This window comes from Streptomyces sp. NPDC017529 (assembly GCF_044329785.1).
Taxonomy (GTDB): Bacteria; Actinomycetota; Actinomycetes; order Streptomycetales; family Streptomycetaceae; genus Streptomyces.
Window position 1 is genome coordinate 489650 of sequence record NZ_JBIRJY010000001.1, and the last position, 14182, is coordinate 503831.

The 14182-nt window shown below is 73.9% G+C and carries 12 protein-coding genes; 4 read left to right on the forward strand and 8 right to left on the reverse strand.

The genetic code is table 11. From position 1 onward, the window contains the following. Positions 1-20: 20 nt before the first annotated feature. Complete coding sequence (locus tag ACH4K4_RS01760; protein WP_398164027.1) at positions 21-1568, reverse strand: AMP-binding protein; 1548 nt, start codon at positions 1566-1568, stop codon at positions 21-23. A 267-nt stretch (positions 1569-1835) separates the two neighbouring features. Here ACH4K4_RS01760 and ACH4K4_RS01765 point away from each other — a divergent pair, with 267 nt between their 5' ends. Beyond that, entirely contained in the window at positions 1836-2459 is a 624-nt protein-coding gene (locus ACH4K4_RS01765; protein WP_398164029.1) for a TIGR03086 family metal-binding protein, read from the forward strand. A gap of 78 nt (positions 2460-2537) precedes the next feature. On the opposite strand, the gene ACH4K4_RS01770 is transcribed toward ACH4K4_RS01765, so the two are convergent. Together ACH4K4_RS01770 and ACH4K4_RS01775 are read right to left on the reverse strand one after the other, a co-directional pair. Further along, positions 2538-2708, reverse strand: coding sequence for a hypothetical protein (locus ACH4K4_RS01770; protein ID WP_360130595.1), 171 nt, complete (start codon positions 2706-2708; stop codon positions 2538-2540). Positions 2709-3039: 331 nt separating this feature from the next. After that, positions 3040-3915, reverse strand: coding sequence for an Fpg/Nei family DNA glycosylase (locus ACH4K4_RS01775; protein ID WP_398164031.1), 876 nt, complete (start codon positions 3913-3915; stop codon positions 3040-3042). 100 nt (positions 3916-4015) lie between these two features. Between ACH4K4_RS01775 and ACH4K4_RS01780 the strand changes: the two genes are divergently transcribed. Beyond that, positions 4016-5437 carry a lipase maturation factor family protein gene (locus tag ACH4K4_RS01780; RefSeq protein ID WP_398164033.1) on the forward strand — a complete coding sequence of 474 codons (1422 nt, stop codon included), beginning with the start codon at positions 4016-4018 and terminating at the stop codon, positions 5435-5437. Here ACH4K4_RS01780 and ACH4K4_RS01785 read toward each other — a convergent pair. After that, positions 5334-6419: a tetratricopeptide repeat protein gene (locus ACH4K4_RS01785; protein WP_398164034.1), complete on the reverse strand. Its 1086-nt coding sequence runs from the start codon at positions 6417-6419 to the stop codon at positions 5334-5336. The two genes, ACH4K4_RS01780 and ACH4K4_RS01785, sit on opposite strands and share 104 nt — an antisense overlap. Before the next feature lie 227 nt (positions 6420-6646). On the opposite strand from ACH4K4_RS01785, the gene ACH4K4_RS01790 reads away from it, so the two are divergent. Both ACH4K4_RS01790 and ACH4K4_RS01795 read left to right on the forward strand, forming a co-directional pair. Then, positions 6647-7816: a lactonase family protein gene (locus ACH4K4_RS01790; protein ID WP_398164035.1), complete on the forward strand. Its 1170-nt coding sequence runs from the start codon at positions 6647-6649 to the stop codon at positions 7814-7816. A gap of 77 nt (positions 7817-7893) precedes the next feature. Then, positions 7894-9297, forward strand: coding sequence for an amino acid permease (locus tag ACH4K4_RS01795; protein WP_398164036.1), 1404 nt, complete (start codon positions 7894-7896; stop codon positions 9295-9297). Positions 9298-9480: 183 nt separating this feature from the next. On the opposite strand, the gene ACH4K4_RS01800 is transcribed toward ACH4K4_RS01795, so the two are convergent. From ACH4K4_RS01800 to ACH4K4_RS01815, 4 genes are all read right to left on the reverse strand, one after another. Next, positions 9481-10185, reverse strand: a complete 705-nt coding sequence (locus ACH4K4_RS01800) for a transglycosylase family protein (RefSeq protein WP_398164037.1) — start codon at positions 10183-10185, stop codon at positions 9481-9483. A gap of 496 nt (positions 10186-10681) precedes the next feature. Beyond that, positions 10682-12739, reverse strand: a complete 2058-nt coding sequence (locus tag ACH4K4_RS01805) for an ABC transporter permease (RefSeq protein ID WP_398164038.1) — start codon at positions 12737-12739, stop codon at positions 10682-10684. Then, positions 12736-13521, reverse strand: a complete 786-nt coding sequence (gene modA / locus ACH4K4_RS01810) for a molybdate ABC transporter substrate-binding protein (protein WP_398164039.1) — start codon at positions 13519-13521, stop codon at positions 12736-12738. Before modA ends, ACH4K4_RS01805 begins: the two co-directional genes overlap by 4 nt. 46 nt (positions 13522-13567) lie before the next feature. Beyond that, positions 13568-13963, reverse strand: a complete 396-nt coding sequence (locus ACH4K4_RS01815) for a molybdopterin-binding protein (RefSeq protein WP_398164041.1) — start codon at positions 13961-13963, stop codon at positions 13568-13570. Between the last annotated feature and the right edge of the window lie 219 nt (positions 13964-14182).

Below are 14182 nucleotides of genomic sequence, written 5' to 3' on the forward strand. Positions count from 1 at the left end.
GCGGGGCGGTCGCGCGCCGGTCAGATGGCGCGGTCGCGGCCGGCCCAGTAGGGGTCGCGCAGCCTGCGCTTGAACAGCTTGCCCGACTCGTCGCGCGGCAGGCTCTCCTCGAAGACCACCACTTCGGGCACCTTGTACGAGGCGAGATGGTCCGCGACCTGCGCCCGTACGTCCCCGGCGGTGAGCGCGGCGCCCGGTTCGGGCTGCACGTGTGCGGCGAGCACCTCGCCGTACTCCTCGTCGGGGATGCCGAACACGGCCACGTCGCGGACCCCGTCGAGGCCGAGCAGGCAGCCCTCGATCTCCGCCGGGTAGATGTTGACGCCGCCGGAGATGGCCAGGTCGCTGCGGCGGTCGCTGAGGTAGAGGTAGCCGTCGGCGTCGAGGTGGCCGATGTCGCCGATCGTGACGTGGCCGGGCAGCCGCCCGGCCTCCATCGCCGCGCGCTTGGCGGGGTCGCCGAGGTAGGTGAACTGCGGCCAGTCGTCGTCCGGCTTGAGGTAGATCTCACCGGTCCGGCCGGTGGGCAGTTCGGTGCCGTCGGGGCCCAGCACCGCCACCGAGCAGCTGCCCTCGGCCCGGCCGACCGTGCCGGGGTGGGCCAGCCACTCGTGGCTGTCGCACCAGGTGACGGCCCCGGTCTCGCTGCCGCCGTAGTACTCGCGCAGCACCGGTCCCCACCAGTCGATCATGGCGTGCTTGATGTGCGGCGGGCAGGGCGCGGCGGCGTGCACGACCGAGGTGAGCGACGACAGGTCGTAGCGCTCGCGGACGTCCTTGGGCAGGCGCAGCAGCCGGACGAACATGGTCGGCACCATCTGTGTCTGCTGGATGCGGTGGCGCTCGACCAGCCGCAGGAACTCCTCGGCGTCGAAGCGCGGCATCAGGGTGATGTCCAGCCCGGCGGCGAGCGCGAGGGCGGCGTGCTGGCCGGGTGAGGCGTGGTAGAGCGGCGCGGGGATCAGCGTGCGGCCGCCGGGGCGTACCGCGAAGTAGGCGAGGAACTTCGCCACCGATTCGGCCAACTGCTCTTCGCCGACCGGGTCGCGCAGCACCCCCTTGGGGCGGCCGGTGGTCCCGGAGCTGTAGATGACGGTGGGTGGCCGGCGGGCGACGGTCTCGGTGAGCGGCGCGTGGTCCGACAGCCAGGCGTCCAGGAGCGGGTGGTCGCCGGTCACGGGCGGCGGCGGGAAGCCGCAGGCCGCGGCGGTGCCGGCGGGCACCGGGACCTCGATGAGGCGGGCGCGGGCGGGAAGTACGGCCGCGACCCCCGGCAGCAGGTCGGTGTGGGCGAAGACGACCCTGCTGTCGCTGTCGCCGAGCACATGGCGCAGGTCGTCGTGCCGGAAGTGCCAGTTGACGGGGACGGCGGAGGCGCCCAGCCGGGCCGCGCCGGCGGTGATCTCCAGGTACGCGGGCTCGTTGCGCATCACGATCGCGATCCGGTCGCCGGGCCCGACACCCAGCACGCGCAGGCCGACGGCGACGCGTGCGGCGCGTTCGTGGAACGCCGGGTACGAGCGTGCCACCCCGGCGGAGCGGATGGCGGGCGTGTCGGCGACGTCCATGCAGCCTCCAGGCAGTTGCGGTTCGCGCCCGTGCAGTCGCGGCTCGCGCCCATTGAACAGGGGGTTCCGCTCGCCCGCCAAGGCCCTGACGCTCCGTCAGCACACAATCGCGCCAGCGCGCAGTGGTCGGTCCCGGGGCCCGGCGGGACGAGTGGCCGGAGGCGTGCCGGAGGGCTCCCGGCGGGGGTGCGGCGGCCGGGTACCCGTCGTGAGCGCCACCGTGTGCCGTCCGGCGGTCACCGGTGCCCGCTCCTATCCTCGGGGAGCATGAGCCAACACGAATCGGATACGAACCGGCCCGATACGGGCGGGGCCGGCGACAAGAGCGACATCCTGCGCCGCCACGGTGAGGCCATCGCGCTGTTCGGCACCCGGGTCCACCAGGTGCGTGACGACCAGTGGGACGCCCCGACGCCGTGCGAGGCCTGGACGGTACGCGATCTGGTCGGCCATCTGACCGTGGAGCAGCTGTGGGTGCCGCGCCTGGTGCGGGACGGCGCCACGATCGAGGAGGTGGGCGACGAGTTCGACGGCGACCAGCTCGGCGACGATCCCGTCGGGGCCTGGGACCGGGCGGCGGTGGCCGCCGTGGCGGCGTTCTCCGAGCCCGGCGCGCTGGACCGCACGGTCCACCTGTCGTCCGGTCCTTCCGGGGCCGGCGCGTACTGCTCGCAGATGATGATGGACGCGGTGGTGCACGCCTGGGACCTGTCGCGGGCGATCGGAGCCGACGAACAGCTGCCGCCGGAGGCTGCCTCCGCCGCGCTGCGCGAGGTGGAGCCGTACGCGGACGACCTCGCGAGCACCCCGATGTTCGCCGATCCGGTGCCACCGCCGCCCGGTGCCGACGATCTCACCCGGCTGCTGTGCCTGCTGGGCCGGCGGCCGTGACCTCCGCTTCCGCGGGCCCCGGAGGAGCCCGCGGGAGCCGGCCGGTGTCCGCGGGCCCGCCACGGCCCGCGGGGCGGGTCAGTCGATGCCGCGGAAGATGTGCGGCTCGGCGGGATCGTCGTCGCAGCCCGCGAGTCTGACCGGAGCGCAGCGGCCCCAGACCTCCAGATTGCGGACTTCTCCGATCCGGCCGGGCCGCTCGCCCCGCTTGGGCCGCGGCTGCTTGCGTTGCACGTTTTCCAATGCCACCACGCACTCCTTCATCAAGGGGACACTTCCGACGCGGTGGCGTCTTTTCACAAACCGGGACGTCAGCCATGGTTTGTGGCGCTTCCCGCGACGGGCCAAGGGTGTTGGCATCTCCCAGACAGGTCGTCCGTCGCCCTCAGAGTAACGACACCGACCGGAGCGCGCTCGACATTTACTGGCTATATAGGCAAGTCGGGGAGAACGCGGAGATTCCGCCCCGCCCTGTTCACCGGGCGCCCGCCGCTGCCCGGAGAGCTGCCCGCGGTTCCCCCGGTTGGCGTACACGGACCGGTACACGGATCGGCCCGGCGGCGCGGAACCGGCCCCGCCGCTATTTCAGGAGGCGGGACATCCGGCGGTCGGCCAGCAGCTTGCCGCCGGTCTGGCAGGTGGGGCAGTACTGGAGCGAGGAGTCGCTGAAGGAGACCTCGCGGACGGTGTCGCCGCAGACCGGGCACGGCTCCCCGGTACGGCCGTGCACCCGCAGCCCGCTCTTCTTCTCCCGCTTGAGCTGCCCCGCGGCCACCCCTCTGGACCGTTCCACCGCCTCCGCGAGCGTGTCCCGTACGGCCGCGTGAAGCCGGGCCGTGTCCTGCTCGCCGAGCCGGGCCGCGGCCTTGAACGGCGACATGCGGGCCGCGTGCAGGATCTCGTCGGAGTAGGCGTTGCCGATGCCGGCCAGCACGCTCTGGTCCCGCAGTACGCCCTTGATCCGGCGCCGCTCCCCCTTGAGGAGTGCGGCGAGGGACTCCTCGGTGAAGTCCGCGGCGAGCGGGTCGGGGCCGAGCCGGGCGATGCCCGGCACCTGGGCGGGATCGGTCACGCAGTAGACGGCCAGCCGTTTCTGGGTGCCGGCCTCGGTGAGGTCGAAGCCGGGCGCCGGGCCGGGTCCGTCCGCGCTCAGCCGGACGCGCAGCGCCAGCGGCCCTTTGCCGGGGCGCGGCGGGGCGTCGGGCAGGGCGTCCTGCCAGCGCAGCCAGCCGGCGCGGGCCAGGTGGACCACCAGGTGCAGGCCGCCGGCGGTGAGGTCCAGGAACTTCCCGTGCCGCGCGACCGCCGTGACCGTGCCGCCCTCCAGGGCGGTCAGCGGCGGATCGTAGGTCTTGAGCACGTTCACGGCGGTGGGCCGGGCGCTGACCAGGACGCGGCCGACGGCGTGCGCGTGCAGGAATTCCCGCAGGGCTTCGACTTCCGGCAGTTCGGGCATGCCACCAGCCTGCCCGGTGCGCGGGCCGGGTACATCCCGTGCCCGCCGCGTGCCGCGTGCCGGTCGGGCAAGAGGGCCCCGCGGTGCTAGGGATAGACCCGTGGACTGGTTCACGGAGAGCGGCGACTGGCTGGGCCGGCTGGTGTTCCAGCGGATGCTGGCCGTGCTGTACCTGGTGGCGTTCGTGGCGGCGGCGCGGCAGTTCCGGGCGCTGATGGGCGAGCGCGGAATGCTGCCGGTGCCGGAATTCGTGCGCCGGGTGCCGTTCCGCAAGGCGCCCTCGGTCTTCCAGTGGCGCTATTCGGACCGGTTCTTCGCGCTCTGGTCCTGGGGCGGTGCCCTGCTCGCCGCCGCCGTGGCGGCGGGCGCCGCGGACGCGGTGCCGCTGGGCGCCGCGATGGCGATGTGGGCGGTGCTGTGGGGGATGTACCTCTCGATCGTCAACGTCGGCCAGACGTGGTACGGCTTCGGCTGGGAGTCGCTACTGCTGGAGACCGGCTTTCTGGCCGTCTTCCTCGGCAACGACGACACGGCGCCGCCGGTGCTCGTGATGTGGCTGCTGCGCTGGCTGCTGTTCCGGGTGGAATTCGGGGCCGGACTGATCAAGATGCGGGGCGACCGCTGCTGGCGCGATCTGACCTGCCTCTACTACCACCACGAGACACAGCCGATGCCGGGCCCGCTGAGCTGGTTCTTCCACCGGCTGCCCAGACCGCTGCACCGCGTCGAGACCGCCGCCAACCACTTCGCGCAACTGGTCCTGCCGGTGTTGCTGTTCACCCCGCAGCCGGTGGCGACCTGGGCGGCGCTGGGGATCGCCGTGACGCAGCTGTGGCTCGTGCTGTCCGGCAACTTCGCCTGGCTGAACTGGCTGACCATCGCCCTGGCCCTGTCCGCCGTGGACGTGCCCTGGCTCGCGCGGCCGGCCAGGTTCCCCGGCGTCCCCGTCTGGTTCGCGGTGCTGACCGCGGCCGTCACCGCCTTCGTCGCCTACCGGAGCTACCGGCCGGTCCGCAACCTGCTCTCCCGGCAGCAGCTCATGAACACCTCCTTCGACCCGCTGCACCTGGTCAACTCCTACGGGGCCTTCGGCAGCGTCACCCGGGTACGCCGGGAGATCGTGATCGAGGGCACGGACTCGGCGGTGGCCTCGCCGGACGCGGTCTGGCGGGAGTACGGGTTCAAGGGCAAGCCGGGCGACGTGCGCCGCCTGCCGCGCCCGTACGCGCCGTACCACCTCCGGCTCGATTGGCTGATGTGGTTCGCGGCCCTCTCCCCCGCCTACGCGCGCAGCTGGTTCGGGCCGCTCGTGGAGCGGCTGCTGGAGAACGACACCGACACGCTGCGGCTGCTGCGCCACAACCCGTTCCCCGACGCGCCGCCCGCGCTGGTGCGGGCCCGGCTCTACGAGTACCGCTTCACGACCTGGCGGGAACTGCGGGAGACCGGTGCGTGGTGGCACCGGACGGAGCTGCGGGACTTCCTGCCGCCGACGAAAACAGTTCCGCGCGGAACGCGATGACCATGTCGCGGGCGTGCCGCAGCCCGATCCGCTCGAAGTCGCGTTCCAGTACGTCCAGCTCGGCGAGCGTCTCGTCCTGTGAGCCGCCCAGCCGGGAGCGGGACTTGACCAGGCCGAGCCGGGAGAGTGCGGTGCCGCGCGGCTCGTGCATCTCCGCGAACTCGCCGAGCGCGCCGGCGTACACCTCGCACGCCTCGGTGTACCGGCCGGCCCGGAACAGGACGTTGCCGCGCATCTTGTGGTTGTAGGCGAGCGCGCTCGCCAGGTCCATGGTGCGGCAGATCGTCTCGGCCTCGGTGAGCAGGGCGAGAGCCCGTTCCGTTTCGCCCTGTACGGACAGGACGTCGGCTATGCCGCGCAGCGACCAGGCGCGGCCCCGCGCGTCGTCGCCGTCTGCGGCGATCCGCGCGGCCTCCTCGAACAGTTCCAGTGCCTTGTCGTACCCGCCGGTGTTGCGGTGCATCTGCGCGATGCCGGACATCGCCCACACCACGTGGCGGGCCTCGCCGTGTGCCCGTGCCTGTTCGAGGAGCTGCTCGTGCAGGTCGGCGACGGCCGCGTAGTCGCCCTGTATGCGGCCGGTCTCGGCGAGGCCGGCGAGGGAGTAGCCGTGCGCCAGGCGGTCGCCGCCCTCGTCGGCGAGGGTGACGGCCCAGGCGAGCAGCCTGCGGGCCAGCGCGAGGCCGCCGCACTGCCGGGCGAGCGTGCCGCCGCTCCACAGGGCCCAGGACATCGCGCCCAGGTCGCCGGCGCACCGGGCGCTGCGGTAGCTGTCGTGCCAGGCGTCCCGCGCCTCGGCCACCCGCCCCAGCCGCCGGTTGGCCTCGGCGACGGCGAGCGCCGCCCGTGCGTGCTCCAGGTCCGTGCGCGCCTGCCGCCGCGCGCGGCGGGCCGTGGCGAGCACGTCCTCGTACGAGGAGTTCACGTTCAGCGACGCGCCCAGCTCGCCTTGGTACTCCGGGGCGAATGCCTTGCCGTACATGTATCCGTGGCCTCCCGATCGTGCATGTGCTTGATCACGAAGCTACGAGCCGGCGGGGGCCCGGCGAATCAGTCCACGGATTGGTCATCCCGTATGCCTTGGGTCCTACGGGAGGGGGACATGGTCATCACCGGGATGTACGGGATGCCCGGCCCCCTCTTGTCGTGGCGCCCGGGCCGGGCCACCCTGGCTGCCACATCCGCGATCTCCGGACCCCGAGGTGTGGCATGGACAGCAGGGCACGGACCGGCACCGACCGCCGCCGCTTCCTCCGTACGGCCGCGGCGGGGGCCACGCTGACCGCGATCGGCGGCCTCGGCGGCGCGGCGGCTCCCGCACGGGCGCGCTCCCGGCCGCGTGCCGGCCGGCCGCTGCTGCTGGGCACGTACACCTCCGTCCCGGGCGGCGGAACGGGCGTGGGCCTGGGGACGTACGACGCCGGAAGCGGGCGGATCGCCGGCTCCGGTGTCATCGGCGGGGTCGCCGACCCCTCCTACCTGGCCCTCGGCCCCTGCGGCCGGACGCTGTACACGGTCAACGAGCAGCGGCAGGGCGCGGTGACCGCCATCGCCCTGCGCGGCGACGGCCGCCACCGCGTCCTGGGCAGCCGCTCCACCGGCGGCGCCGGGCCGTGCCACCTGTCCGTACACCCCGGCGGGCGCTGGCTGCTCAGCGCCAACTACCTGTCCGGCAGTGTCGCCGTGCACCCCATCGGCCCGGACGGCGCGCTCGGCGAGCGCACGGACGTGGTCGCGCACTCCGATCCGCCGCCCGGGCCCGGGCAGGACGGGCCTCACGCGCACCAGATCGCCGCCAGTCCGGACGGCCGGCACGTCCTCGCCGTCGACCTGGGCAACGACACCGTCTACACCTACCGCCTGGACACCGCAGCGGGGACGCTCGCCCTGGTCTCGTACGCGCGGCTGCGGGCAGGGGCGGGCCCGCGGCACCTCACGTTCCACCCGTCGGGCCGCTACGCGTACCTGGCCAACGAGGTGGACAACACGGTCGTGGTCTGCGCGTACGACCGGCGGACCGGCCGGCTCACACCGGGCGCGCCGCAGCCCACCGGAACCGGGCCCGGCACGAGCTATCCGGCGCAATTCCTGGTGACCGGCGACGGCGCCTTCGCCTACCTCGCCAACCGCGGCCACAACAGCCTGACGCGGTACGCGGTCGAAGCGGCGGGCGCCCGCCTGCGGCTGCTGGACACGGTGCCGTCGGGCGGCGACTTCCCCCGGCACACGGCCTTCTCACCGGACGGACGGCTGCTCTTCGCGGCGCACCAGAAGTCGGGGTCGGTGACGGTGTTCTCGGTGGACGCCGTGCGGGGCGGGCTGCGGCGGCTGGGCGAGCCGTTCGCCGCGCCCGTACCGGTCTGCGTGCTGCCGCTCTGACGCCGCGGGCCCGCGCCTCGGCAGCCGAAACACTGCGGCAACAGCCCCGCAGGGTTGCGCCGATAGCGTCGGCCCGCATGAGTACGGGAACATCACGCGGGACGGCAGCGGCCACCGCACCGGACGGCGGACAGGCCGGCGGGGAACTGCGCAAGGGCCTCCAGCGGCGCCACATGAGCCTGATCGCGCTGGGCGGGGTCATCGGCGCGGGCCTCTTCGTGGGCAGTGGTGTGGTCATCCGGGCCACCGGGCCGGCCGCCGTGCTGTCGTTCCTCGCGGCCGGTCTCCTCACCGTCCTGGTCATGCGGATGCTGGCCGAGATGACGGTGGCCCGGCCGGCCCTCGGCTCGTTCTACGCCCATGTACGCGAGACCCTGGGGCACCGCGCCGGCTTCACGGTCGGCTGGCTGTACTGGTACTTCTTCGTGATCGTGGTCGCCGTCGAGGCGGTGGCGGGCGGCCGGATCGTCCGGCTGTGGCTGCCCGGCGTGCCGCTGTGGGCCGTCAGCCTGGCGCTGATGGCGCTGCTGACCGCGACCAACCTGGTCTCGGCCCGCTCCTTCGGCGAGTTCGAGTACTGGTTCTCGTCGGTCAAGGTCATCGCGATCGTGGTGTTCCTCTTCCTGGGCGCGCTGTACGTGTCCGGGCTGTGGCCGCGGGCCCACGGCGGCCTGGCACTCCTCACCGACTCCGGCGGCTTCGCGCCCGAAGGCGTCGGCGCGGTCCTCGCGGCGGTCGTGCCGTGCGTCGGCTTCTTCACCGGCGCGGAGATCGTGACCATCGCGGCGGCCGAGTCGGTGGAGCCGGAGCGCGCCGTGGCGGCGGCGATCCGCTCCATCGTGCTGCGCGTGGTGGGCTTCTACGTGCTGTCGGTCCTCGTCGTCGTGGCGGTCGTGCCGTGGACGTCGCGGGCCGTGGAGGTCAGCCCGTACGCGGCGGTACTGGACCGGCTGGACGTACCCGCCGCCGGTACGGTCATGAACGCCGTCGTCCTGATCGCCGTGCTCTCCTGCCTCAACTCCGCGCTCTACACCTCGTCGCGGATGCTGTTCGCGCTGACCCGCAACGGGGACGCGCCGCGCGGCCTCACCAAGCTCAGCCGTGGCGGGGTGCCGCGCCGGGCGCTGCTGGCCGGGACGTCCGCCGGCTATCTGTCGGTGATCGCGGCGTGGGCCTCGCCCGACGTCGTCTTCCGCTTCCTGGTCAACTCCTACGGTGCCGTCGCCCTGTTCGTCTACCTGGCGATCGCGGTCGCCCAGCTCCGCCTGCGCCGCAAGCTGGAGCGCGAGGATCCGCGGCGGCTGACGCTGCGGATGTGGCTGTTCCCGTGGCTGAGCCGGGCCACCGTCACACTGATGGCGGCGGTGATCGCGGCGATGGCCCTCCTGCCGGACAGCCGGGCCCAGTTCTGGCTGAGCCTGCTCACGGTGGGCGTGATCCTGGCCGCCTACGAGGTACGGCGGCGGCGTCCGGCCCGGTGAGCCGGGCCGGTCTGTGCAGGCCGTCCGTGGCGCCGACGGACGGCCTGCCGGTGCCCACCGCGTCCCGCGGCGGCCCGCCCGCCCCCAGCCGGGCCGCCGCTCGGGGAATTCGTGCCCGCCGAATTCCCGGGAGGGTGGGAAGGTAACGCGTGCCGCGCTCCCGTCGTTCCGGGCGGTGCCGGTCTACGGTGCGGACAGGCGCATTCCCGGATAGATGAGGTTCGGGTTCGCACCGATCACCCGGTGGTTGAGGCGGTAGAATTCCTTCCAGCCGCAGCCGTGCGCGTACGCGATACCGCTCAGCGTGTCCCCCGGATTGACGACGATATTACCGCCGGAATTCCGGTGCGTCCGGGACTTGTACTCCTTGCCGTACTGCTGGTGCCGGTGCTGCGGCGCGCGGACCCGTCCGGTGCCGTTCGTGCGGGCCGGCGAGCCGGAGCGCGGCGCGGACCGCTGCCGCGGGACGGTGGTCTGCGGCGCGCTGTGCCGCGCGCCGGACGAGCGCAGGCCCAGCCGGGCCGAGCAGGCCGGCCAGGCGCCCCAGCCCTGGCGCGCCAGCACCCGCTCCGCCACCCGGATCTGCTGGGCCCGCGAGGCCCGGGACGCCCGGGACGCGTACCTGCCGCCCCCGAAGGAGCGCCAGGTGGAGTGGGCGAACTGCAGCCCGCCCGAGAACCCGTTCCCCGTGTCGGCCCGCCAGTTGCCGCCGCTCTCGCACTGGGCCAGGCGGTCCCACGTGGCACCGCTGCGGGCCTCGGCCGGCCCCTCGGCCGCCATGTTCATCGCGCCGGCCGCCAGCAGCACCGCTGCCGCCGTCGCCCCTCGGGCCCCACGCCCCCGGACGTCGTTGCGTCCGCTCGTTTCCGATCCCTGAGGAAATGCCATCGACTTGCTCCCGTCGCTCACCGCGCGGTTTCCCTGCGGCTATGGGGAAACATGACGCCGTCCCGGAGCACTGCCTTCCCGGTATTCACGCGGGGCGTTCTCCGCGTTTTCACCGGGTGTGTGCCGTGCTTTTCGCGAGCCGTCATGAATTCGACGAGTGAAAGACAACCACGGCCGCGGACGGCACCGGCAGAGCGCGTGGGAGCGCCCTCGTCCGGCGGCCTGCCCCCGCACCGCCGGAGCGGGGGCACAGGGCTCCGCATGGCGCCCCCCTCTGCCGGGTAGGGGCGCACCCCGCGGTGCGGAGCGCATCACCTGCCCGGGCGTATCGATCGCTTGTCCGAGCCGGGGGTGCCATCGGAGCGCATCCGGGGGCCCGGGGCACGCGCGGCGGGGGTCCGCACGCACCGCGCACGTACCCCCTCGGGCGGCGCAACGCGGCCGTCGGTACGGCGGGTTCGCGCCACGGCCGGGACCGGCGCCGCGCGCCGCGCGCTCACACGGGTACGAGCGTGACCTCGGTCGCCTTGACGCTCACCCAGACCTCGGTGTCCTCGGCCAGGCCCAGTTCCGCTGCGGCCTGCGGCGTGATCTCGCCCACCAGGTCGGGGACCTCCGGCGAGCCGACCAGCACCCGCAGCCGGCCGCCGAGCGCGGTGATCTCCCTGACCCGTCCCGGCCACACGTTGCGGGGGCTGCCGGAGGGGCGCGCGCGGTGCACGGAGACCGCTTCCGGGCCGATGATCGCCAGCGCGCCGGAGCCCTCGGGCAGCGGGTCGGCGGCCACCAGCCGCCCGGCGCCCGCCAGCCGCAGGCCGTCGCCGGTGGCCGTGCCGGGCCAGGCGTTGCGGCCGAGCATCCGGGCCACCCACGGCGAGCGCGGGTGCCGGGCGACCTCGGCGGGGGCCGCGTCCTGGAGGGTGCGCCCCTCCTCCAGGACCAGGACGCGGTCGGCCAGCGAGACGGCTTCGACCGGGTCGTGAGTGACCATCAGGCAGACGCCGCCGAACCCGGCCAGGTGGCGGCGCAGCGTGTGCCGGACGTGCGCGCGGGTGCTCTGGTCGAGGGCGGCGAGCGGCTCGTCGAGCAGCAGCAGGCGCGGCCGGGCGGCCAGCGCGCGGGCCAGCGCGACCCGCCCGGCCTGGCCGCCGGAGAGCTGGGCGGGGCGGCGGTGCGCGAGGTGGCCGACGCCGAGCCGGTCCAGCCACCGCTGGGCCTCGCGGCGCGCCTCCGCGCGGCCGGTGCCGTGGGCGCGCAGCCCGTACGCCGTGTTGTTCAGGGCCGTCAGGTGGGGGAAGAGCGCACCGTCCTGCGGCACCCAGGCGACGCCGCGGCGGTGCGGCGGCAGCGCGGTGACGTCGCGCTCGCCGAGGGTCAGCACGGCGTGCGCCCGCGGGGTGAGCCCGAGCAGGGCACGCAACAGGGTGGTCTTGCCCGCGCCGTTGGGGCCAACGACGGCGATGGTGGTGCCTGGGGCGGCGTCGAGGGTGAGCCGGTTGAATCCCGTGACGTCGGCGTGCAGCGGCCAACGCCCGGTACGGAGGCCGTCTTCGGGGCCACCGGGGCCGGCGGGCTCCCCGGCGGCGCCTTCGGTGGACGCGGTGGCGGCGCCGGGCGGGGTGTGGGACACGGGCGTGCCGTGGGCTGCGGATGCGGCGGGCACCGGGCCCGGCCGGCTGCCGCCGGCATCCGCCGTCGCGTCGCCGTCCGCGTCCGTACGCGTCGCCGCGCCGCTCGTGCGCCCCCGCACCGTGCCGCCCCCGCCCGCCCATCTGCCGCGCAGCGCGACGAGGACGGCCGTCGCGATGACGAGCAGCAGGAGGGAGACGGAGGTGGCGGCCTCGGGGCTGTCCTGGAGGAGCAGGTAGACCTGGAGGGGCAGGGTCTGGGTGACGCCGGGCAGGTTGCCCGCGAAGGTGATCGTCGCGCCGAACTCGCCGAGCGCCCGCGCCCAGGTCAGCGCGGCACCGGCGGCGAGCCCTGGGGCGATCATGGGCAGCGTGACCGTACGGAAGACCCGGAACGGCGCGGCGCCGAGCGAGGCGGCCGTCTCCTCGTACCGCGCGTGGAGGGCGGCGAGTGCGCCTTCGAGGCTGATGACCAGGAAGGGCATCGACACGAAGGTCGCGGCGACCACCGCGCCCGCGGTGTGGAACGGCAGCTGTACGCCGAACGTGTCCGCCAGCCACTCGCCCAGCAGGCCGCGCCGCCCGAAGCCGAGGAGCAGCGCCACGCCGCCGACGGTCGGCGGCAGCACCATGGGCAGCAGGACGAGGGAGCGCACCAGGGCCTTGCCGGGGAAGTCGACGCGCGCCAGCAGCCAGGCCAGCGGCACGCCGAGCAGCAGGGACAGGCCCAGCGCCCAGAAGGACACGACCAGGGAGACGCGCAGCGCCTCGGTGACGTCCGGGGAGGTCAGGTGGGTGCCGAGGTCGTTCCACGGGGTGCGCGTGAGGATGCCCGCCATGGGCACCAGCAGGAACGCCACCGCCAGAACGGCGGGCAGGGCCAGGGCCAGCGGGGCCCGCAGCCCCGGGGCGGCCTTCCGGCTCACGGCTTCTGGAAGCCCGCGTCGCGCAGGATCTTCTGCGCCTGCGCGCCGCCGAGCCACTTCACGAACGCGTCGGCCTCCTCGGCGTGCCGGGAGACCTTGAGCGTGGCGGCCGGGTACTCGGCGATGGCGTTCTGGTCGTCCGGGATCTGTACGGCGTCCACCTTGTCCGGCGCGGTCATCGCGTCGGTGGCGTAGACGATGCCCGCGTCCGCCTCGCCCAGCTCGACCTTGCTCAGCACGCCGCGGACGTCCTGCTCCTGGGAGACCGGCTGCACCGTGACGCCCTGCCGGTCCAGGACCTTCTTGCTGTAGCGGCCGACGGGCACGGCGGGCGCGGCGAGCACGACCTTGAGCTTCTTCTCCGCCGCCAGGTCCGCCAGGCCTTTGACATGCTTCGGGTTGCCGTCGGCGGTGGCGATCACCAGGCGGTTCTTGGCGATGGTCCGCGGCGTACCGGTCTTGCCGTTCAGGCCGTCCATCGTCTTGGTGTCCGCCGTGACCAGCGCGTCGGCCGGGAAGTCCTGGTTGACCTGGGCCGCGAGCTGCTGCGAGCCCGCGAAGGAGAACTTGACCGTGATGCCGGGGTGTTCCTTGTGGTACGCGTCGGCGGCCTTGGCGAACACGTTGGTCAGCGAGGCGGCGGCGAGAACCTTGACGGTGGTGGTGCGGTCCCCGGCGGAGTCACCGCCGTCATCGCAGGCGGCGGCGAGCGGGACGAGGACGACCGCGGTCAGCGCCGCGGCGGTGGCGCGTCGCCGGCCGGCGACAAGGGTGCGGGACATCGGGATCGGCTCCTTGGGCTCGCGGGGCGCGGGGACGCGGCGCGCGTCAGACGCGGTCGATGTGGACGTTGGTCGACTTCACGCGGGCGGTGGCCCGCACGCCGACCTCCAGTCCGAGTTCCTCGACCGCTTCCCGGGTGAGGAGGGAGACCAGGCGGTGCGGCCCGGCCTGGATCTCCACCTGCGCCGCGACGTCGCCCAGCTTGATGGCCGTGACGATGCCGGAGAAGGCGTTGCGGACCGAGGTGTGGGAGGTGTCCTCCTCCGTACTGCCGTTCTTGGCGAGTTCGGTGGAGAAGGCGGCCAGGTCGCGGCCGTCGATCAGCCGGCGGCCGGTCTCGTCCCGGTGGGTGGGGACCCGTCCGGCGTCGGCCCAGCGGCGGGCCGTGTCGGGGCTGACGCCGAGCAGGCGCGCCGCCTGGCCGATCGTGTAGGACTGCATGTGCGGCACCGTATGGCAGATGTCGTCTCATCTGCAATTAACCCTGTGGAAAGCGCCTGGCAGGTGCGAGCCCGGTTGGAGGAAGCGCCAAGGGCACCCGCGGTCCCCGGGACCGGCGCCGCGGCGCGCCGGACGCCCGATGCGGGGGCGGAGTCCGGACATACCAGGGGGCGGAGCATCGGACTTGCATGCGAAGCCGTACTCTTTGGAAGGGATGGG

Coding starts and splice junctions, on each gene's coding strand:
- ACH4K4_RS01760 (WP_398164027.1), bottom strand. CDS start 1,568: ATGGACGTCGCCGACACGCCCGCCATCCGCTCCGCCGGGGTGGCACGC.
- ACH4K4_RS01765 (WP_398164029.1), top strand. CDS start 1,836: ATGAGCCAACACGAATCGGATACGAACCGGCCCGATACGGGCGGGGCC.
- ACH4K4_RS01775 (WP_398164031.1), bottom strand. CDS start 3,915: ATGCCCGAACTGCCGGAAGTCGAAGCCCTGCGGGAATTCCTGCACGCG.
- ACH4K4_RS01785 (WP_398164034.1), bottom strand. CDS start 6,419: ATGTACGGCAAGGCATTCGCCCCGGAGTACCAAGGCGAGCTGGGCGCG.
- ACH4K4_RS01790 (WP_398164035.1), top strand. CDS start 6,647: ATGGACAGCAGGGCACGGACCGGCACCGACCGCCGCCGCTTCCTCCGT.
- ACH4K4_RS01795 (WP_398164036.1), top strand. CDS start 7,894: ATGAGTACGGGAACATCACGCGGGACGGCAGCGGCCACCGCACCGGAC.
- ACH4K4_RS01800 (WP_398164037.1), bottom strand. CDS start 10,185: ATGGCATTTCCTCAGGGATCGGAAACGAGCGGACGCAACGACGTCCGG.
- modA (WP_398164039.1), bottom strand. CDS start 13,521: ATGTCCCGCACCCTTGTCGCCGGCCGGCGACGCGCCACCGCCGCGGCG.
- ACH4K4_RS01815 (WP_398164041.1), bottom strand. CDS start 13,963: ATGCAGTCCTACACGATCGGCCAGGCGGCGCGCCTGCTCGGCGTCAGC.